The 18,944-nt window shown below is 65.5% G+C and carries 12 protein-coding genes; 7 read left to right on the forward strand and 5 right to left on the reverse strand.

From position 1 onward, the window contains the following. Positions 1-23: 23 nt before the first annotated feature. Both ACQR03_RS00765 and ACQR03_RS00770 read right to left on the reverse strand, forming a co-directional pair. Positions 24-1,505, reverse strand: coding sequence for a UdgX family uracil-DNA binding protein (locus ACQR03_RS00765; protein ID WP_434841556.1), 1,482 nt, complete (start codon positions 1,503-1,505; stop codon positions 24-26). A 152-nt stretch (positions 1,506-1,657) separates the two neighbouring features. Next, positions 1,658-2,896 (reverse strand): putative DNA modification/repair radical SAM protein, encoded by a 1,239-nt coding sequence (locus ACQR03_RS00770; RefSeq protein ID WP_434841555.1) that lies wholly within the window; start codon positions 2,894-2,896, stop codon positions 1,658-1,660. A gap of 183 nt (positions 2,897-3,079) precedes the next feature. Here ACQR03_RS00770 and ACQR03_RS00775 point away from each other — a divergent pair, with 183 nt between their 5' ends. From ACQR03_RS00775 to ACQR03_RS00795, 5 genes are all read left to right on the forward strand, one after another. Beyond that, entirely contained in the window at positions 3,080-3,874 is a 795-nt protein-coding gene (locus ACQR03_RS00775) for an ImuA family protein (protein ID WP_434841554.1), read from the forward strand. Next, positions 3,768-5,357, forward strand: coding sequence for a Y-family DNA polymerase (locus ACQR03_RS00780; RefSeq protein ID WP_315826328.1), 1,590 nt, complete (start codon positions 3,768-3,770; stop codon positions 5,355-5,357). Before ACQR03_RS00775 ends, ACQR03_RS00780 begins: the two co-directional genes overlap by 107 nt. 328 nt (positions 5,358-5,685) lie before the next feature. Continuing rightward, positions 5,686-9,297 (forward strand): error-prone DNA polymerase, encoded by a 3,612-nt coding sequence (locus tag ACQR03_RS00785; RefSeq protein WP_434841553.1) that lies wholly within the window; start codon positions 5,686-5,688, stop codon positions 9,295-9,297. 1,025 nt (positions 9,298-10,322) lie between these two features. After that, positions 10,323-11,561: an efflux RND transporter periplasmic adaptor subunit gene (locus ACQR03_RS00790; protein ID WP_434841552.1), complete on the forward strand. Its 1,239-nt coding sequence runs from the start codon at positions 10,323-10,325 to the stop codon at positions 11,559-11,561. Positions 11,562-11,603: 42 nt separating this feature from the next. Next, positions 11,604-14,726 carry an efflux RND transporter permease subunit gene (locus ACQR03_RS00795; RefSeq protein WP_315749273.1) on the forward strand — a complete coding sequence of 1,041 codons (3,123 nt, stop codon included), beginning with the start codon at positions 11,604-11,606 and terminating at the stop codon, positions 14,724-14,726. Here the strand turns inward: ACQR03_RS00795 and ACQR03_RS00800 are convergent. Both ACQR03_RS00800 and ACQR03_RS00805 read right to left on the reverse strand, forming a co-directional pair. Beyond that, positions 14,723-14,863: a hypothetical protein gene (locus ACQR03_RS00800; RefSeq protein WP_316170541.1), complete on the reverse strand. Its 141-nt coding sequence runs from the start codon at positions 14,861-14,863 to the stop codon at positions 14,723-14,725. The two genes, ACQR03_RS00795 and ACQR03_RS00800, sit on opposite strands and share 4 nt — an antisense overlap. Then, on the reverse strand, positions 14,860-15,303 hold the full coding sequence (locus ACQR03_RS00805; protein ID WP_434841551.1) for an ATP-binding cassette domain-containing protein: 444 nt from the start codon (positions 15,301-15,303) through the stop codon (positions 14,860-14,862). The genes ACQR03_RS00800 and ACQR03_RS00805 overlap by 4 nt, the downstream gene beginning before the upstream one ends. A 352-nt stretch (positions 15,304-15,655) precedes the next feature. Here ACQR03_RS00805 and ACQR03_RS00810 point away from each other — a divergent pair, with 352 nt between their 5' ends. Beyond that, positions 15,656-16,735, forward strand: coding sequence for an AI-2E family transporter (locus tag ACQR03_RS00810; RefSeq protein WP_315714864.1), 1,080 nt, complete (start codon positions 15,656-15,658; stop codon positions 16,733-16,735). Between the two features lie 301 nt (positions 16,736-17,036). Beyond that, positions 17,037-18,203: a fatty acid desaturase gene (locus ACQR03_RS00815; RefSeq protein ID WP_409998604.1), complete on the forward strand. Its 1,167-nt coding sequence runs from the start codon at positions 17,037-17,039 to the stop codon at positions 18,201-18,203. Between the two features lie 102 nt (positions 18,204-18,305). Here ACQR03_RS00815 and ACQR03_RS00820 read toward each other — a convergent pair whose 3' ends face one another. Continuing rightward, positions 18,306-18,809: a hypothetical protein gene (locus ACQR03_RS00820; protein ID WP_434841550.1), complete on the reverse strand. Its 504-nt coding sequence runs from the start codon at positions 18,807-18,809 to the stop codon at positions 18,306-18,308. Between the last annotated feature and the right edge of the window lie 135 nt (positions 18,810-18,944).

Below are 18,944 nucleotides of genomic sequence, written 5' to 3' on the forward strand. Positions count from 1 at the left end.
CCGGTCGAGGCCATGCCGGCCCGTCACGCCGCATGTGCGCGCTTGATCGCGGCCGCGGCAATCTTCAGGTCCTCGACGAAGCGCTCATACTCCCGCGCCTTGGCGTCGGCATCCGGCAGCCGCAGCAGGTAGGACGGGTGCACCGTCACCATCGCCTTGGGGCCGTCGGGCAGGTCGGCGACATGACCGCGGTTCTTGGTGACCTGCGTGATCTTGCCGAACACCGCTTGCGCGGCGGTCGCGCCCATCGCCACCACCAGCGCCGGACGCACGGCGGCGAGCTCGCGCTCGTACCATTGCCGGCAGGCCTTGATCTCCGGCGTGTTCGGCTTCTGATGCAGCCGGATCTTGCCGCGCGGCACGAACTTGAAGTGCTTCACCGCATTGGTGACGTAGACCTTGGACCGGTCGATGCCGGCCTCTTCAAGCGCGCGGTCGAGCATCTGGCCGGCCGGGCCGACGAACGGATGGCCGGCGAGGTCCTCCTTGTCGCCGGGCTGCTCGCCGACCAGCATCAGCGGCGCATGCGCGGGGCCTTCGCCGAACACGGTTTGCGTGGCGTCCTTCCACAGCGGGCAGGCGCGGCAGGAAGCGGCTTCTTCGCGCAAGGTCTCAAGATCGGCGGCCTCGACATCACGTGAGGTCTCGGCAGCGGGCGCGTGGGCTTTCGGCTTGCGGCTCATCGCAGTCTCCTCGACGCGTTTCTGCGGCTTGTGGGGTTCAGTGCCGGCTTCGGCGATCATCGATGACGTGCGCCGGCTGGCTGCCGCGATCAGCGGCTGGATCAGCTTGGCCTCGGGCAGGTTCTGCCAATATTTCTTCGGCATCTCCTTTTCCATCGCCTTCACTTTCAGCCGTGCCGGATTGAAAATGCTGGCGTAATAACGCAGCCAGACCTCTTCGAGCCGGTCCTCCGACGGCGCTTCAGCCTTGCTCACACCGGGCGTGAAGCTGACGCGGCTGCCGTCCCAATGCGCACAGAGTTCGGGCGTCAGGATCGACCACGGCATGTCGGGGAAGCGGCGGGCGAAGAACGGCGCGGCGCGCTCGACGATGTGGTGCTCCGGCTCGAACCAGGCGACGTAGCGCGCCTCGCGCTCGCGGCCGACCTCGCGGAAGCGGACGAAGGCATGCATCTTGTGGACGTCGCGGCGCACCGCCCGCGCCAGCGCGTTGGCCTGGGCGACATCAGGATCGGTCGCGATCTCCATGAGATCGTGGTTGGTCCGCAGACGCCACAGCAGCCGGTAGAGCAGGGCGAAGCGGTTGGGATCATTGTGCAGAATCGCGCTCTCGGCGAGCTCCATGAAGCTCGCCGGCACCGAAAACGCGCCCTTTGGCACCTCGGGAAGCTGCGTGTCGGCCTGATCGTCGAACAGGTCGGGCGCCGCGCCCTTGACGCGCCAGCTGACATCGGCCGGCTTGACGTCGTTCATCGCCAGCGCCCGCGCCGCCTGACGCCAGCCGTCGAAATCAGTGTCGCTGTCGAGGGTTACGACGTGCATTTCACCTCTCTCGTCATTGCGAGCGAAGCCGCCGCGTCATTCCGGGATGGTCCGAAGGACCAGACCCGGAATCTCGAGATTCCGGGTTCGCCTCTTCGAGGCGCCCCGGAATGACGGCAGCTATGTCACTGCGCTCGCGATGACGGCTTCCGTTAGAATCCAAATCCCAACTGCTGCGGTTTGGGCCGCAGCCGGGCCGCCAGCCCGGCACCGTCGAGCAGGGACGGCTGTGGCCGGTGGTCGGAGAGAACGATGAACGGCAGGACCTTGTTCCGGACAACGTTGAGCCGGGCGAGATCCGCAAAGCGGATCGTGGTGGTGCGGCGGGTGGCGAGGATGCGCTGCACGGTGCGGGTGCCGAAGCCGGGCACGCGCAACAGCTCCTCGCGGCTCGCTTTGTTGATGTCGAGCGGGAAGCGGTCGCGGTGGCGCAAGGCCCAGGCGAGCTTGGGGTCGATGTCGAGCGGCAGCATGCCTTCGTTCTCCTCGACGATCTCGTCGGCATCGAAGCCGTAGAACCGCATCAGCCAGTCGGCCTGGTACAGTCGGTGCTCGCGCACCAAGGGCGGCGCCTGCAGCGGTAGCGCGCGGCTGGCATCGGGGATCGGGCTGAAGGCGGAGTAATAGACGCGCTTGAGCTTGTAGGCGCCGTACAGATTGGCCGAGGTCGACAGGATGACGCGGTCGTTGGCGTCGTCGGCGCCGACGATCATCTGCGTGCTCTGGCCGGCCGGCGCGAAGCGCGGCGGCTTGGCCCGGCGCACCGTCTTCTTCGCCTCCGCCGTCTCGTCGAGCTTGAGCCGGAGACGGCCCATGGTGCGGCGGATGGCGCGCTGGTCCTTTTCCGGCGCGAGCGTCGTCAGGCTCGCCTCCAGCGGCGTCTCGATGTTGATGCTGAGCCGGTCGGCATAGCGGCCGGCCTCGGCGATCAGCGCCTCGTCAGCCTCCGGGATCGTCTTCAGATGGATGTAGCCGCGGAAGCGATGCTCCTCGCGCAATTTGCGCGCGACGTTCACGACCTGCTCCATCGTGTAGTCGGGGCTGCGGATGATGCCCGACGACAGGAACAGTCCTTCGATGTAGTTGCGGCGATAGAAGTCGATGGTCAGCTTCACCACCTCGTCGACCGTGAAGCGCGCGCGGGCCACGTTGGAGGAGGCGCGGTTGACGCAATACAGGCAATCGAAGTTGCAGGCATTGGTCAGCAGAATCTTGAGCAGCGAGATGCAGCGTCCGTCCGGCGCATAGGAATGGCAGATGCCCATGCCGGGCGAGGTCGAGCCGAGCCCCTTGCCGTCGCGGGAATCCCGCATCCCGGTACCGCTGGAGGCGCAGGACGCATCGTACTTGGCGGCATCGGCCAGGATCTCCAGTTTGCGCATCAGCTCCATGGCTTTGAATCCCTTTGATTCCATTCGTTGAATCACACCCGGGTCAATCCCGATTGACTCTCTCGAAGGCGTTAGCTTTATATTAGAACATATCATGAACAAAGAGGGTCGTCGCGGGTTCACTGCCTGATCACTGAAACAACGGCAGCGCCCGCACGATGGATTGAAGAGGAGCGGCGACGGATGACCGGCGCACGCATGGATACGCTCGCGCGTCTGCGCGGCCGCATTGCCCGTCTCGAGGCGGGAGATGGCGCACATGATTTGCGCCGGGTCGCGCTCGGCCATGACGAGGCCGACGCGACCTTGCAGGGCGGGCTCGCTACCGGCGCGCTGCACGAGGTGTTCGCCGAGACCGCCCGCCAGGCGGTGGCCGCGACCGGCTTCCTGTGCGGGCTCGCCGCGCGCGTCGCCGCGCGCCGGCCGCTGATCTGGATCCGGCAGGATTTCGCCGAGCGCGAGATGGGCGCGCTGTCGATGAGCGGGCTTGCCGAGCTCGGCCTCGATCCGCGCCGCATCGTCATCGTGCGCGCGCCCGATCTCGACCACGCCTTGCGTATCGCCGCCGACGCGCTCGCCTGCGATGCGCTCGGCAGCGTGATGCTGGAGGTGTGGGGCGAGACCTCGAGGCTCGATCTCGTCGCCAGCCGCAAGCTGACCCTGGCGGCGCAGGAATCCGGCGTCACCGCGCTCATGTTGCGCATTGCGGCCGCGCCCGAGCCATCGACCGCGGAGACGCGCTGGATCGTGCGCACCGCGCCGTCACCGCTCGTTGCCCCGTGGATGGCGTGGGGCGCGCCGCGCCTCGATGTCGAGCTCATTCGCAACCGTCACGGCCAGACCGGACGATGGATCATGGAGTGGACACCCGATGCATGCCGTTTCAACGAACCGGCGGCGGATCCTCAGCCTGTGGCTGCCGCGCCTGCCCATCGATCGCATCAAAAGACAGCGGGCGCTCACAGGCGCTCCGCCTGAGAGCAAGCCGCAGGTCGTCGTCATCAAGGACGCCAATGCGCTCTTGATCCATTCGCTGGACGAAGCGGCGGCGTGCCACGGTGTGTCGCTCGACCAGCCCTTGGCGAATGCCCGCGCGGTCTGTCCCGACCTCGTCGCGCACGAAGCCGATTTGGCGGCTGATGCAAAGATGCTGGAGAGCATCGCCGACTGGTGCGACCGCTTCACGCCGCTGGTGGCGCTCGACCCGCCGCATGGGTTGTCGCTCGACATCACCGGCTGCGTGCATCTGTTCGGCGGCGAAGCCAGGCTGATGCAGTCGGTCTGCGACGCGCTGACCGCGCATGGCCTCATTGTGTCGGCGGCGATCGCCTCCAACGCCGTCTGTGCGCGTACGCTGAACCGCCAGGTGCATGGCCGCATCGTGCCCGACGGCGAGGAGGCGGCCGCGGTGGCGCCGCTGCCGGTGGCCGCCCTCGGCGGCAGCGAGGCCATTACGCTCGGCCTGCGCCGAGCCGGCCTCAAGACCATCGGCGACGTCGCCGCGCGCGGCCGCAACGAGATCACCGCGCGGTTCGGCGCCGCCTTCACCCGCGTGCTGGCGCAGGCGCTGGGCGAGGCCGATGCGCCGATCAGCCCGCGCAAGGTCCCGCCGGACTACATCGTCGACAAGCGTTTTGCCGAGCCGGTCGCGACCGACACGGTGATTGCGGCCAGCCTCTCCCGTCTGGCCGCGATGCTGGTGGCGGCGATGGCGCAGCAGGGCAAGGGCGCGCGGCGGCTGGAGGCCTGCTTCTTCCGCACCGATGGAATGGTGCGCGTGATCACGGTCGACACCGGCCAGCCGGTCACCGAGGCCGCAATCATCGACCGGCTGTTCCGCGAGCGGCTCGAGGCGCTGAACGATCCGCTCGATCCCGGCTTCGGCTTCGACATGATCCGGCTCGCTGCTGGCCGCAGCGAGATCGTGGTGCAGCAGCAGCGCGATCTCGATGCCCATGTCCACGACAATGACGAGCTGTCGGCACTGATCGACCGCATCGCCGCGCGCATCGGCGGCAAGCGCGTGGTCGTGCATCTGCCGGTCGATACCCATGTTCCGGAGCGCGTGGCGCTGCCGCTGCCGGCGCAGCAAAATCTCGCCGCCGCCACTGCTGCCGCCTGGCCGGAGCGCGCCGAGGGCGAGCCGCCGCTGCGACCTCTGCGGCTGTTCGCGCACCCCGAGGCGATCCAAGTCATTGCCGGCGTGCCGGACGGCCCGCCCGCGCGCTTCGTCTGGCGCCGTGCCGCGCATGCCGTGGTCCGCGCCGAGGGCCCGGAGCGCATCGCGATGGAATGGTGGCGGCCGGACGGGCAGGGCCTCACGCGCGATTATTTCCGCGTCGAGGACGAGCACGGCCTGCGCTTCTGGCTCTATCGCGACGGGTTGTATGACCGTGAGTTCGAGCAGCCTGAGGGCCTGCCGGTGCAGCCCGCCTGGTACATGCATGGCCTGTTCGCATGAGGGTCGGGATCGCACATCTCTCGCGGCGATCTCGCTGCTCACCCTCCCCTGGAGGGGGAGGGTCGGCTCGCATGCGCGCATGCGAGCCGGGGTGGGGTGACAGACCATCCGCACCTGCGGTGCTCGTCGAAGCCAACTCACGCACGGCTGAGAAGAGCGGGCCCAATGACGACCGGTTGCTGGGCTCACCCCACCCCGCCGCGCGCTCTGCGCGCGTCGACCCTCCCCCTCCAGGGGAGGGTGGGCACTTGTGCAAGGCGACTTGTTGCTCATCACCTGCAGGGAGCGGGCAACGCGGCATCGTCAACGCAGCCTCCGCGATCGTGCCATGACTCCCATCCCCTATGCCGAGATCGGCGTCACCACCAATTTCTCCTTCCTGCATGGTGGTTCGCATCCGCAGGACTATGTGCACCAGGCCGCCGAATATGGCCTCACCGCCATCGGCATCGCCGACCACAACACGCTGGCCGGCATCGTGCGCGCCTATAGCGAGTTGAGTAACGACCGACTGAGTTACAGACCGAAGCTGCTCTACGGCGCGCGGCTGGTGTTCACCTGCGGCACGCCGGACATCCTGGTCTATCCGCGCGACCGCGCGGCCTACGGCCGGCTGTGCCAGCTGCTCACCCGCGGCAAGCGCGGCAGTGACGCGGACAAGGTCGCCAAGGGCGATTGCCGCCTGAGCTTCGAGGACCTGTTTGAGTTCATCGGGGGACAGTTGCTGGTGCTGATGCCGCCGCATCGCTTCGACGAAGCCGCGCTCACCACCATTCTCACGCGGCTGAAAGACAGCCCCGCCGAAGGCGTGTGGCTGGCCGGCAGCCTGCTGTATCGCGGCGACGACCGGCGCCGGCTGGCGCGGCTGTCGCGCCTCGCAGCTTCAAGCAAGGTGCCGCTGATCGCCACCAATGACGTGCTCTATCATCATCCTCGACAGCGGATGCTGCAGGATGTGCTGACCTGCATCCGCGAGAAAGCCTCGATCGAGGCCATCGGCCGAAGGCTCCAGGCCAATGCCGAGCGCCATCTCAAGCCGGGACACGAGATGGCGCGGCTGTTCCGTGACCACCCCGACGCCGTGACCGAGACGCTCCGTTTCACCGACCGCATCGTGTTCTCGCTCGACCAGCTCAAATATCAATATCCCGACGAGCCGGTGCCGCCCGGCAAGACTGCGCAGGGGCATCTGCAGGATTTGACCTGGGCCGGCGCCAAGACCTATTTCGGCGACCATCTCGATGACAAACTGCGCGCTGTCCTCGACAAGGAGCTGGCGCTGATCGCCGAGCTCAACTACGCGCATTACTTCCTCACCGTTCACGACATCGTGCGTTACGCCCGCAGCCAAGGCATCCTGTGCCAGGGCCGTGGCTCGGCGGCCAATTCGGCCGTGTGCTACGTGCTCGGCATCACCTCGGTCGATCCGACCAAGATCGACCTGCTGTTCGAGCGCTTCATCTCCAAGGAGCGGCTGGAGCCGCCCGATATCGACGTCGATTTCGAGCATTCGCGACGCGAGGAGGTGATGCAATATGTCTATCGTCGCTACGGCCGGCACCGCGCGGCGATCATCGCCACTGTCATCCATTATCGTCCGCGCAGCGCCATTCGCGACGTCGGCAAGGCGCTGGGCCTGACCGAGGACGTCACCTCTGTGCTCGCCGACACCGTGTGGGGCAGCTGGGGCGACGGCCTCTCCGACATGCAGGTGCGCCAGGCCGGGCTCGATCCCGCCAATCCGATGATCCGCCGCGCCGTGGAGCTGGCATCGGAGCTGATCACCTTCCCGCGTCATCTGTCGCAGCATGTCGGCGGCTACGTTCTGACGCAGGATAGACTTGATAGTTACGTCCCGATCGGAAATGCCGCGATGGACGACCGTACCTTCATCGAGTGGGACAAGGACGACGTCGATGCGTTGTCGATGATGAAGGTCGACGTGCTCGCGCTGGGCATGCTGACCTGCATCCGCAAATGCTTCGACCTGATCGCCGATCACAAGGGCAAGCGATACGTGCTCTCCGATATCCGCTCGGAGGACGATAACGAAGTCTACCGGATGCTACAGCGAGGCGAGTCGCTCGGCGTGTTCCAGGTCGAGAGCCGCGCGCAGATGAACATGCTGCCGCGGCTGAAGCCACGCACCTTCTATGATCTCGTCATCGAGGTCGCGATCGTCCGGCCCGGGCCGATCCAGGGCGACATGGTGCATCCCTATCTGCGCCGCCGCAACAAACTGGAGAAGGTGAGCTATCCGTCGCCGTCGCCGGATCACGGCCCGGCGGATGAGCTCTACAAGGTGCTGCACAAGACGCTCGGCGTGCCCTTGTTCCAGGAGCAGGCGATGCGGATCGCGATCGAAGCCGCCAAATTCTCGCCCGAGGAGGCCAACGGCCTGCGCCGCGCGATGGCGACCTTCCGCAACGTCGGCACCATCGGCTCTTATGAAGAGAAGATGGTCAGCAGCATGATCGCGCGCGGCTACGATCCCGCCTTCGCCAAGAGCTGCTTCGACCAGATCAAGGGCTTTGGTTCCTACGGCTTTCCGGAAAGCCATGCCGCGAGCTTCGCCCAGCTCGTCTATGTCTCGTCCTGGCTGAAATGCTTCCACCCCGACGCGTTCTGCTGCGCGCTCTTGAACTCGCAGCCGATGGGTTTCTATGCGCCGGCCCAGATCGTCGGCGACGCCCGCAAGAACGGTGTCGAGATCCGCAACATCGACGTGTCCTACAGCTTCGCCGACAACACGCTGGAGGAAATGGGTGGTAAATACTGCGCCGTTCGCCTCGGCTTCCGCCAGATCGACGGCTTCCGCTGGATCGACCGCGACGAGGAACGGATCAGGAAATTGTCGGAGGCGCTGCGGAGGAAGGCGCAGCCTGCTCCAACATCTTCAAAAGGTGCTGGGGAGGCTCTCTCCCCATCGTCATTCCGGGGCGCGCGCAGCGCGAGCCCGGAATCCATACTCCCGATCGTGGTTATGGATTCCGGGCTCGCCCTCCGGGCGCCCCGGAATGACGGCGTGGGTGGAGTTGTTTCTAACTCGCAAACGCTTGGTGCATTTGGAGAGCATGCAAACGCATCGCCCCGCAACGATAACGAGACACAAGCCGACATCTTCGACCGCGAGGACGACTGGGCCGACCGCATCATCCGGGCGCGCGGCCGCGGCCCCTTCACCTCGCTGGAAGACTTCGCTCGCGACACCGCTCTGCCCAAGCGCGCGCTGCTGCTGCTGGCCGATGCCGATGCGTTCCGCTCGCTCGGGCTCGACCGTCGCGCCGCGCTCTGGGCCGTGCGCCGGCTGCCCGACGACGTGCCGCTGCCGCTGTTCGAGGCTGCCATCGCCCGCGAGCAGCCGGACGAGGGCGCCAGGCCCCTGCCCGAGATGCCTCTACCGGAGCACGTCGTCGCGGACTATCAGACCATCCGCCTGTCGTTGAAGGGGCACCCGATGGAGTTCCTGCGCGAGCGTTTCGCTGCCGAAGGCGTGCTGGCCTGCCGCGACGTCAATGATGCCAACGACCGCCGTCGCGTCCGGTGCGCCGGCGTGGTGCTGGTGCGGCAGCGGCCGGGCAGCGCCAAGGGCGTCGTGTTCATGACCCTGGAGGACGAGACCGGCATCGCCAACATCGTGGTGTGGCCGAAGGTGATGGAGACCTTCCGCAAGGAGGTGATGGGCGCGCGCTTGGTGCTGGTCGAAGGCCGCATCCAGAGCAGCCCGGAGAAAGTGGTCCATCTCGTCGCCGAGCGCCTGGTCGACCGCAGCGCCGATCTCACCTTGCTGTCAGACGATCGTCTCGGTGCCGTGCCGCACGGCCCGATGCCCGTCGAGCCGCTCAACGACGACCGCCGCGATCATCCCGACACTCCCTCCCAGCGCGTCAGCCACCCCCGCAACGTCCGCATCCTGCCGCGCTCGCGGGATTTCCATTGAGGGAGTGTGAATTCGTAGGGTGGGCAAAGACGCGCCGCGCATCGCTCGTCGCGACGTGCCTACTGGCCGCGAGTACGACGCTCACTATCATCGCAAGCGTAGCGACGCGATCCAAACGTCCCACGACATTTCAGCACCCGCCTAAAAATTCCACTTTCTTTTTTTCAGAAATCATGCTTTATTCCGCGCATCCCGCTCCATGAAGGGGCGTTGCGCGCGATCGTCACGACACGCGGGGCGGGGAGCGATGGCCGTGTTTGTGCCGCAGCGTGCGTCATGCACGCCGACGAACGGCATGGCGCGGACGTGAAGTCGCAGCGTCCTGGCACCCCGATGCTGGTGTCAAGTTCGCGACGGCGCTGGCGCGCCGCGCGGATGATGGTGGCCAAAAAGCCCGGCGCACCAGGGAGACTGCGTATAAGCGTGAAAACCGTCGCGCAGGGAAGGCCGGGTGATCTCGGCTGCACCTGTGGTACCTGCCGCCTGCATTCTTTTCGCAGGCGGGCCGCAGGCGTCAGTCGGCGCCTGGCCTTCCCTGCGCCCTCCTCACGAGAGGGTGAAACGGTCAGCACAACTCGGACGCATCCGCGCCGCGAGGCGGCGTTCCAATGTTCATTGCGCAATTGATGAATCTCGGAGACCCGCGATGAACCGTGTCACCATCTCTCTCGCACCAGGACCGGTCAGACCCGCCGCGCACGTGTGAAACATGGCTCCGACGCCGGGGGTAGGCGCGTACCCGCAGAGGTTGGCTTGTGAAGTCGCGACATCGTCCCGGCGATCCCCTACGCTCAGACGACGTCATGGTGCGTCGCGGTGGAACCGCGATTGCCCAAAGCGAGCTGAATGCAAGCTGAATGGCTGTCGTTCAACTTTCAAATTTTTAAAGCAAAACAGAGGCGGGTTGGGCGATTTTTAGGTTGTTTAAAGCTCCAGTTCCGCACTATTAGCGCGACGATGAGACCGCCAAAGCCGGAATCGTCGACCGACCACGCGAGCCGATCTGACCAGCCATGGCGTCTGACATGAACCCATCCCCCCAGATGCTCAGCACCAAGCGGCTGCTGATCGGCCTTGCTGCCCTGGCGATGGCCGGCGCGGGCGGCTATGGCTACATGCAAGTCCGGTCGGAGACGGCTGCGAAAGACAATATCGAGCTCTCCAGCCAGTCCAAACGCAACGGCACCACCTTTACGCCGTCGGCAGCGGAATGGTCGACGCTGACGATCGAGCCGGTGTGCGAGAAGATATTTCGTGCCGAGCATATTACCGAGGGCAAGGTCGCCGTCGACGAGGATCGCTCGACACCGGTTTTCTCGCCCTATGCCGGCCGCGTCACCAAGCTGCTGGCGCGCCCGGGTGAGACGGTGCGCCAGGGCCAGCCGCTGTTCGTGATCGAGGCCGCCGACACCGTGCAGGCCCAGAACGATTTCATCGCCGCCATCACCGCGATGAACAAGGCGAAGTCCGCGCTCGACCTCGCCGACATCCAGTACAAGCGCGCCAAGGACCTGTTCGAAGGCCGGGCGATCCCGCTGAAAGATTTTCAGCAGGCGGAGGCGACCTCCGTTCAGGCCCAGAACGACATGCGGTCGTCACAAACGGCCCTGGAGGCGGCGCGCAACAAGCTGCGCATCCTCGGCTTCACGGATGCTGCGATCGCCGATTTTCAGAGCAAGGGCGTGATCGACCGCGAGATCACGATCTACTCGCCGATCGCCGGCACGGTCGTGCAGCGCAAGGTCGGCCCCGGACAATATGTCAACTCCGGCGCGAGCGACCCGGTGTTCGTGATCGGCGATCTCTCCACCGTCTGGCTCACGGCGTTCGTCCGCGAGAGCGACGCGGCGCTGGTGAACATCGGCGAGGAGATTCTCGTCAACGTGCTGGCGCTGCCCGGCCGACCGCTCAAGGCCAGCATCAACTACGTCGCCGCTTCGATCGACCCGGCGAGCCGCAGGCTGCTCGTCCGCGCGACCATCGACAACAAGGATGGCCTGCTGAAGCCCGAGATGTTCGCCAATGTGACGATCTATTCGCCGGGCGAACAGCCCGCGGTCGCGGTGCCCCGCCAGGCACTGATCTACGAAGGCAATCAGGTCCGCGTCTGGGTCGCCCGTCCCGACAAGTCGATCGAGCTGCGCAAGATCAAGACCGGTCTGATCAACGGCGACCAGGTCGCGGTCGAAAGCAATCTGAGCGCGGGCGAGCAGATCGTCACCAAGGGCAGCCTGTTCATCGATCGCGCAGCCTCGGGCAGCTGAGATGCGCTTCTCCTGCATGCCTTCCTGAAAGTGCCGATTTGAATGGACCGTCTCGTCGCCATCGCCGTTCAGCGGCGCTTCCTGATGGTCGGAATGTTCGTCGCCGTCCTGATCGGGGGTCTGATCGCATTCCGCCAGCTCAACATCGAGGCCTATCCCGATCCGACCCCGCCGATGGTCGACATCGTGACGCAGAGCCCCGGCCTCTCGGCCGAGGAGATCGAGCGCTACATCACGATCCCGATCGAGACCCAGGTCGCCGGCATCAAGAACCTGCGCACCATCCGGACGATCTCGTTGTACGGCCTGTCCGACGTCAAGCTGCAGTTCTCGTTCGACTACACCTACGACGAGGCCCTGCAGCAGGTGCTGAACCGCCTGTCGCAATTGTCGCCGCTGCCCGGCAACGTCACGCCGCAAATCTCGCCCTTGAGCGCGGTCGGCGAGATCTATCGCTACCGGCTGCGCGGTCCGCCCGGCTACAGCGTGCTCGACCTCAAGACCTTGCAGGACTGGGTGCTGCAGCGGCGCTTCCGCGCCGTGCCGGGTGTCATCGACGTTACCGGCTGGGGCGGCAAGACCAAGACCTATGAGATCCAGGTCGACTTCAACAAGCTGGTCGCCAACGGCCTGACCCTGCCGCAGCTGTTGCAGGCGGTCGGCAACTCCAACATCAATGTCGGCGGCAACACCGTCGAGATCGGCACGCAGTCTGCCGTGGTGCGCGGCGTCGGCCTGATCCGCTCGATGGACGATCTCGCCAACACCATGGTGTCGCAGAGCGGCGGCAATCCGGTGCTGGTCAAGGACGTCGCCAACGTCACGGTGGCCGAGAAGCCGCGGCTCGGCATCGCCGGCCTGAACAACAATGACGACATCGTCCAGGGCATCGTGCTGATGCGCCGCGGCGAGCAGAGCTCGCCGACCATCGCCCGCGTCGAGCAGCTCGTCGACCAGATCAACAATTCGACGATCCTGCCGCCGGGCGTGCGGATCGAACGCATCTACGACCGCAAGGACCTGATCGACACCACGACGCACACCGTGCTGCACAACATGGTGGTCGGCATCGGCCTGATCGTACTGCTGCAGTGGGTGTTCCTCGGCAATCTCAGAAGCGCGCTGATCGTCGGCGCCACGATTCCCTTCGCGCTGTTCTTCGCCGTCATCATCCTGGTGCTGCGCGGCGAGTCCGCCAACCTGCTGTCGGTCGGCGCGATCGATTTCGGCCTGATCGTCGATGCCACGGTGATCATGGTGGAGGCGATCTTCCGACGATTGACGCAGACCACGCCGCTGTCCGAGGCCGAGGAAAGTCACATCTCGCCGGAGACGATGATGGGCATGAAGAGCCACGCGATCCTGTCGGCGGCCGCCGACGTGTCGCGCTCGATCTTCTTCGCCGCCGCGATCATCATCGCCGCCTTCCTTCCGCTGTTCACCTTGAGCGGCGTCGAGGGCAACATCTTCGGGCCGATGGCGCGCACCTATGCTTACGCGCTCGCCGGTGGCCTGCTCGCGACTTTCACGGTCACGCCGGCGCTGAGCGCCATCATCCTGCCTGCGCATGTCGAGGAGACCGAGACGCGCCTGATGCGGTTCTTGCACGCGATCTACGCCCCGGTGCTGCGCTGGGCGGTGGGCAACCGCAACCTGGTGATGACCGGCGCGATCGCCCTTGTGCTGCTGACCGCGGTGGTCGGCCGGCTGCTCGGCCTGGAATTCCTGCCGAAGCTGGAAGAGGGCAACCTCTGGATCCGCGCGACTCTGCCGCCGACGATCTCGCTGCAGGAGGGCAATGCCTACGTCAACGAGATGCGCAAGATGATCCGCGCGCGTCCCGAGGTCGAGGCCGTCGTCTCGCAGCATGGCCGTCCCGATGACGGCACCGATGCCGCCGGCTTCTTCAATGCCGAGTTCTTCGCACCCCTGAAGCCCGTGAAGGACTGGCCAGGCACCAAGGACAAGGACCAGCTCACGGCGGAATTGTTGAAGCAGCTCGACGACCGCTTCCCCGGGGTCGAGTTCAACTTCTCGCAGTATCTGCAGGACAACGTCTCCGAAGCCGTCTCCGGCGTGAAGGGCGAGAACTCGATCAAGCTCTATGGCAATGACCTGCAGGCGCTGACCGACACCGCCAACAAGATCAAGCAGGTGCTGTCGACGGTGCAGGGCGTCACCGATCTTGCGGTGTTCACCTCGCTCGGCCAGCCGACGGTGCAGATCGACATCGATCGGGCCAAGGCCGCGCGCTACGGGCTGGCGCCCGGTGACATCAACGCCACCATCAAGGTGGCGATCGGCGGCGACACTGCGGGCGATCTCTACGAGCCCGGCTCCGACCGGCATTTCCCGATCATCGTTCGTCTGGCGCCGGAATATCGCAAGAGCGCGGAGGCGATCGAGAATTTGCGCATCGGCGCGCAGGGGCCGAACGGCATCACCCAGATTCCGCTGAGCGAGGTCGCGACCATCAAGCTGGTCTCGGGCGCAGCCTATATCTATCGCGAGCAGCAGGAGCGCTACCTGCCGATCAAGTTCTCGGTGCGCGAGCGCGACCTCGGCAGCGCGATCCAGGAGGCGCAGCAGAAGGTCGCCGATCAGGTGCAGCTGCCGCCGGGCTCGCGCGTCGAGTGGGTCGGCGAGTTCGGCAATCTCCAGGACGCGATCAAACGGCTGTCGATCGTGGTGCCGATCAGCCTCGCACTGATCGGCGTGCTCCTGTGGTTCAATTTCGGCTCGATGGCCGACACCTTGCTCGCCATGAGCGTGATCCCGATGGCGATCTTCGGCGGCGTGGTCGGCCTCGTTTTGACCGGCATTCCGTTCAGCGTGTCGGCGGCGATCGGCTTCATCGCTCTGTTCGGCATCGCCGTGATGGACGGCATCATCATCCTGTCTCAGTTCAACCAGCTGATCGACGAGGGCGTCGACCGCATCGAGGCGGTCATCCGCACCGGCGAATTGCAGCTGCGTCCGGTGCTGATGACCTGCGTCGTCGCCGGCATCGGGCTGATGCCGGCCGCGGTGTCGACCGGCATCGGCTCGCAGGTGCAGAAGCCGCTCGCGATCGTCGTGGTCACCGGCATGATGCTGGCGCCGGTGGTCATCCTCATCACGTTGCCGGTCCTGATCTCGCTGTTCTCGCGGCGACGGGTCCGCTAGATGCGCATGTGCTCGTCGATGCGCGCGGCGGAGTCACGATCGACCGCGGCGGCATCGACGATCTCGCCGCGCTTGAACACGAGGTATCTGTCGCTGATCGAGAGCGCGAATGGCAGATGCTGCTCGACCACGATCATGGAAGATGCCGATCTCGCGCCGGACGCGCACCAGCGCCTCGGACAGCCGGTCGACGACGGACGGCTGCAGACCTTCCGTGACCTCGTCGAGCAGCAGCACGTCGGGCTTCGCCATCAGCGCGCGCCACGATCAGCATCTTCTGCTCGCCGCCGGACAGCGTGCCGGCCCGCTGGCTCAGCCGCTTGGTCAGCACCGGAGACCAGCCGCCGACCTGCTCGAAACGCGCGCTCATGTCACCGTCCGTGAGCACGCCAAGTCTGAGATTGTCGCGGACCGACAGGTCCTGGAACAGCGCATGTTCCTGGGGAACATAGACCAGCCCCATCTTCCGCTTCAGATGCGGCGCTATTCGCGCCACGTCCTTGCCTGCAAGTTTCACTCGGCCGCGCCAGGCCGGCAGGAAGCCGACGATGGCCTTGAGCCGCGAGGTCTTGCCCATGCCGTTCTTGCCGACGATGGCGAGGGTTTCGGCTTTGCCGAGCGCAAAACCGACGTTGCTGATCACCTCCGACGAGCCGTAGCCGCTTGCGCGCTCGTCGACGTCCAGAACTCTGCTCGTTTGCTGATTTTCAGAAGCGATTTATTTGTCGCGCAGGCTCTTGAAATCGGCGTTGTTGCTGGAGCGGCAGACAAATTCGGCATTCTGGAGCATGTTTTCGCCGGCAACATCGCGTCGTGGCGGGGGCCAAAGTCGAATTCGAACGTTGACCATCTCGCGACCAGGCGGCAAACCGTCCGCCGTGGAGGAAGGAACGGTCCAACTCACGGTCCCGGTCCGATAGGAAAGCCAGATGCGTAGCCTCGAAGACCGAGCCCTGCTTCTCTTGCTCGTCGCGATATCGCTGATGTTCGGGTGGATCCTGCTGCCGTTCTACGGCGCGGTTCTGTGGGGCATCATCGGCGTCATCGTCTTCGTTCCGCTGCACCGCTGGCTGTCGCGATCGATGCACGGCCGACACGGCCTGGCGGCGGCCGTCGTGGTGTTGATCTTCGTCGTGATCGTCATCCTTCCGCTGTCACTGATCGGGGCGTCGCTGGCGCAGGAGGCCTCCGGAGTCTACAAACAGATGCAGTCCGGTCAGCTCGACATCGGACAGTACTTTCGGAAGATGCTGGCCGCGCTTCCGACATGGGTGGTCGATATGCTCAACCGATTCGGGCTCGGCAGCCTCGCCGGAATGAAGGACAAGCTGTCGGCCGGCCTGCTGAAGGGCAGCGAGGTCATTGCGAGCCAGGCGCTCGTGATCGGACAGGGGACGTTCGAGGTCTTCGTCAATCTGTTCATCATGGTCTATCTGCTGTTCTTCCTGCTGCGTGACGAAGAGACGCTATCGGAGCGCATCAAGAGCGCCATTCCCCTGCGCCCGGAGCAACGCGATGCGCTGCTGCGCAAATTCACGGTGGTCATCCGCGCGACGGTGAAGGGCAGCCTGCTCGTCGCTCTGGCGCAAGGCGCGCTGGGCGGCCTGATGTTCTGGTTCCTCGGCATCAACGCGCCCCTGCTGTGGGCGGTCGTGATGGCCTTCCTGTCCCTGCTTCCGGCAGTGGGAGCGGGCCTCGTCTGGTTTCCGGTCGCGCTCTATCTCCTGGCCACCGGATCGATCTGGCAGGGCGTGGTCCTGATCGCCTATGGCGCCCTCGTCATCGGCCTCGTCGACAATGTCCTGCGTCCGATCCTGGTCGGACAGGACACCAAGATGCCCGACTATGTGGTGCTGATTTCGACATTGGGCGGGATCGAGGCATTCGGCCTCAACGGGTTCGTCATCGGGCCCGTGATCGCGGCAATGTTCATCGCAATCTGGGACATTTTCTCCACCTCGCGTCGCGAGGGGGCCGTGGCGCAGGATGCCTCGCGCGGGACGGGGTGAAGGGAACGCGGTGCACAATCGAAGCGCGGCATTTCATCCGGCGGATTAACGGATCGTAACCCGTCCTCTCCTAGCAATGAGGCGTTCGACGGGTTAAGTTCCATTGATCCGCCGCACGCGCTCTTTACCCGTCTCCTGACGGGCGTCCGCATCCCAGACTTTCTCGTCCAGAGCGGTTCATCGCCGGGCGCACGATGAACCATTTGGCTTCGACGGCGGTTAAACCGACGAAAGCTCGTGATTTCGAACTCCTGCAGCCCGTTCGGCGCTGCGTAGGGGTCCATTTGGCCGCGGTCGCGCCATGCGCGATCGCCAAGAACACAAGGTGGAGACGACATTGCAGTTCGATCAGCCAGTCGCGATGGCGACTGTGCCGCCCAAGGACCGCGCCACGCTGCGCGCCGGCGACGACGAGGGCCGCGCGGCGGCCGACGCCCGCTACTGGATGCAGATTCTCAGCAGCTATCGCACCCCAAACCGCGTCCGCAGCGTCACCGAGCTGGTGATCACGGCGGTGCCGCTGGTGGCGCTGTGGGCGGCAGCCTGGTTCGCATTCTCGCTCGGCCATGCCTGGGCGTCGTTGCTCATCGCGATTCCTGCTGGCGCCTTCCTGGTGCGCCTGTTCATGATCCAGCACGATTGCGGCCACGGCACCTTCTTCGCCGGGCGTCAGGCGAACGACTGGGTCGGCCGCGTCCTCGGCGTGCTGACCCTGACACCTTACGACTGGTGGCGGCGCACCCACGCGATCCACCACGCCAGCAGCGGCAACCTCGACCGGCGCGGCATCGGCGACATCGATACGTTGACGGTGCGGGAATATCAGGCGCGATCGACCTGGGGCCGTCTGCGCTACCGGCTGTACCGCCACCCGCTGGTCATGTTCGTCGCCGGACCCGCCTACCTGTTCTTCCTGCAGCACCGCCTGCCGTTCGGCCTCATGCGCGCCGGCTGGTCGCCCTGGGTCAGCACGATGGCGACCAATTTCGGCATCGCCCTGATCGTCGCCGGGCTGGTGTGGCTGATCGGCATCCAGGCGTTCCTGGTCGTACATCTCCCGATCATGCTGCTCGCCGCCATGGCCGGGGTGTGGCTGTTCTATGTCCAGCATCAGTTCGAGCACACCGTCTGGGAGCGGAGCGAGCGCTGGACGCAGCAGCAGGCCGCGCTCTACGGCAGCTCACATTACGACCTGCCGGCATGGCTGCACTGGCTCACCGCCAATATCGGCATCCACCACGTCCACCATCTCTCGAGCCGGATTCCCTATTACCGGCTGCCCGTGGTGCTGCGCGATCATCCCGAGCTGCGCGAGATCGGCCGCATCACGCTGCCCGAGAGCCTGCGCTGCGTCCGGCTGGTGCTGTGGGACGAGTCGCAGCGCCGGCTGGTGTCGTTCCGCGAAGCCGGAGCGGGAGCATTGGAGCTTCGGACAACGACACCGAAGCTCGCTGGGCCACAACCATAGTACGTAGATTAGGCAGAGGCGCGCGAACGACCTGCCCACATACAAGTTCTGAGCCGGCGGATTGAGCCGTCAGATGGAAACCCAGGCGCGACCGCGCGCGTCTCAGGCCGCGCCGCTTTGTTTGGCCGGTGCCTGTCGTTGGGCCGCCGACCAGGATGCGTGGAGCCAGCCGCCGAGGCCCCAGGGGTGGGTCCGTTCCAACCAGATGAACGGTCCCATCGGCGTTTCAAACTTGCCGGGCTGGGGCCCGACCACACCCCGACCATGCAGCAACTCGCCCTGCCAGCCTTCGTTCTTGGAGCCTTCCGCGCCGACATGAAGCCGGTAGGCCCAGGGCTCGGTGTCCATGATGACGTTGCCCTGCGCCGTCTTCATCCAGGCGATGGTGTCGGCGTGGATCGCACCAAAGGGATGGAAAGGACGGTCCTCGGGGACGCCGACGAACACGCCGACGCCGGTCTTGACCGTCGCGCCGGCGGCGATCGTCACGGGCTCGCCTTTCTGATCGTACAGCACGCCGTGCCAGTTCTGCGATTTCGTGCCCGGCGCAGTGACGATGATCTGGTAGGCGAGGCGCGGCTCGTCGAGGAGCGGCTTTTGTGACATGATCGTCTCCCATCCATGCGGGCCGGGCGTGACCGCCGGGACACGTGCGGCCCTATGCTGACGCAGTATCGGCACGGCGCTAGATCGGGCGTTGATCTGAATCAACCATCACGAGTGGAGTGCAATTTCAGATTG

This window comes from Bradyrhizobium sp. HKCCYLS3070, assembly GCF_051167575.1.
GTDB lineage: Bacteria > Pseudomonadota > Alphaproteobacteria > Rhizobiales > Xanthobacteraceae > Bradyrhizobium.

Bases quoted from the DNA above. Each gene is read 5' to 3' on its own strand.
- ACQR03_RS00765 (WP_434841556.1), bottom strand. From the start codon at position 1,505: ATGCACGTCGTAACCCTCGACAGCGACACTGATTTCGACGGCTGGCGT.
- ACQR03_RS00770 (WP_434841555.1), bottom strand. From the start codon at position 2,896: ATGGAGCTGATGCGCAAACTGGAGATCCTGGCCGATGCCGCCAAGTAC.
- ACQR03_RS00775 (WP_434841554.1), top strand. From the start codon at position 3,080: ATGACCGGCGCACGCATGGATACGCTCGCGCGTCTGCGCGGCCGCATT.
- ACQR03_RS00780 (WP_315826328.1), top strand. From the start codon at position 3,768: ATGCATGCCGTTTCAACGAACCGGCGGCGGATCCTCAGCCTGTGGCTG.
- ACQR03_RS00785 (WP_434841553.1), top strand. From the start codon at position 5,686: ATGACTCCCATCCCCTATGCCGAGATCGGCGTCACCACCAATTTCTCC.
- ACQR03_RS00790 (WP_434841552.1), top strand. From the start codon at position 10,323: ATGAACCCATCCCCCCAGATGCTCAGCACCAAGCGGCTGCTGATCGGC.
- ACQR03_RS00795 (WP_315749273.1), top strand. From the start codon at position 11,604: ATGGACCGTCTCGTCGCCATCGCCGTTCAGCGGCGCTTCCTGATGGTC.
- ACQR03_RS00800 (WP_316170541.1), bottom strand. From the start codon at position 14,863: ATGATCGTGGTCGAGCAGCATCTGCCATTCGCGCTCTCGATCAGCGAC.
- ACQR03_RS00805 (WP_434841551.1), bottom strand. From the start codon at position 15,303: ATGGGCAAGACCTCGCGGCTCAAGGCCATCGTCGGCTTCCTGCCGGCC.
- ACQR03_RS00810 (WP_315714864.1), top strand. From the start codon at position 15,656: ATGCGTAGCCTCGAAGACCGAGCCCTGCTTCTCTTGCTCGTCGCGATA.
- ACQR03_RS00815 (WP_409998604.1), top strand. From the start codon at position 17,037: ATGCGCGATCGCCAAGAACACAAGGTGGAGACGACATTGCAGTTCGAT.
- ACQR03_RS00820 (WP_434841550.1), bottom strand. From the start codon at position 18,809: ATGTCACAAAAGCCGCTCCTCGACGAGCCGCGCCTCGCCTACCAGATC.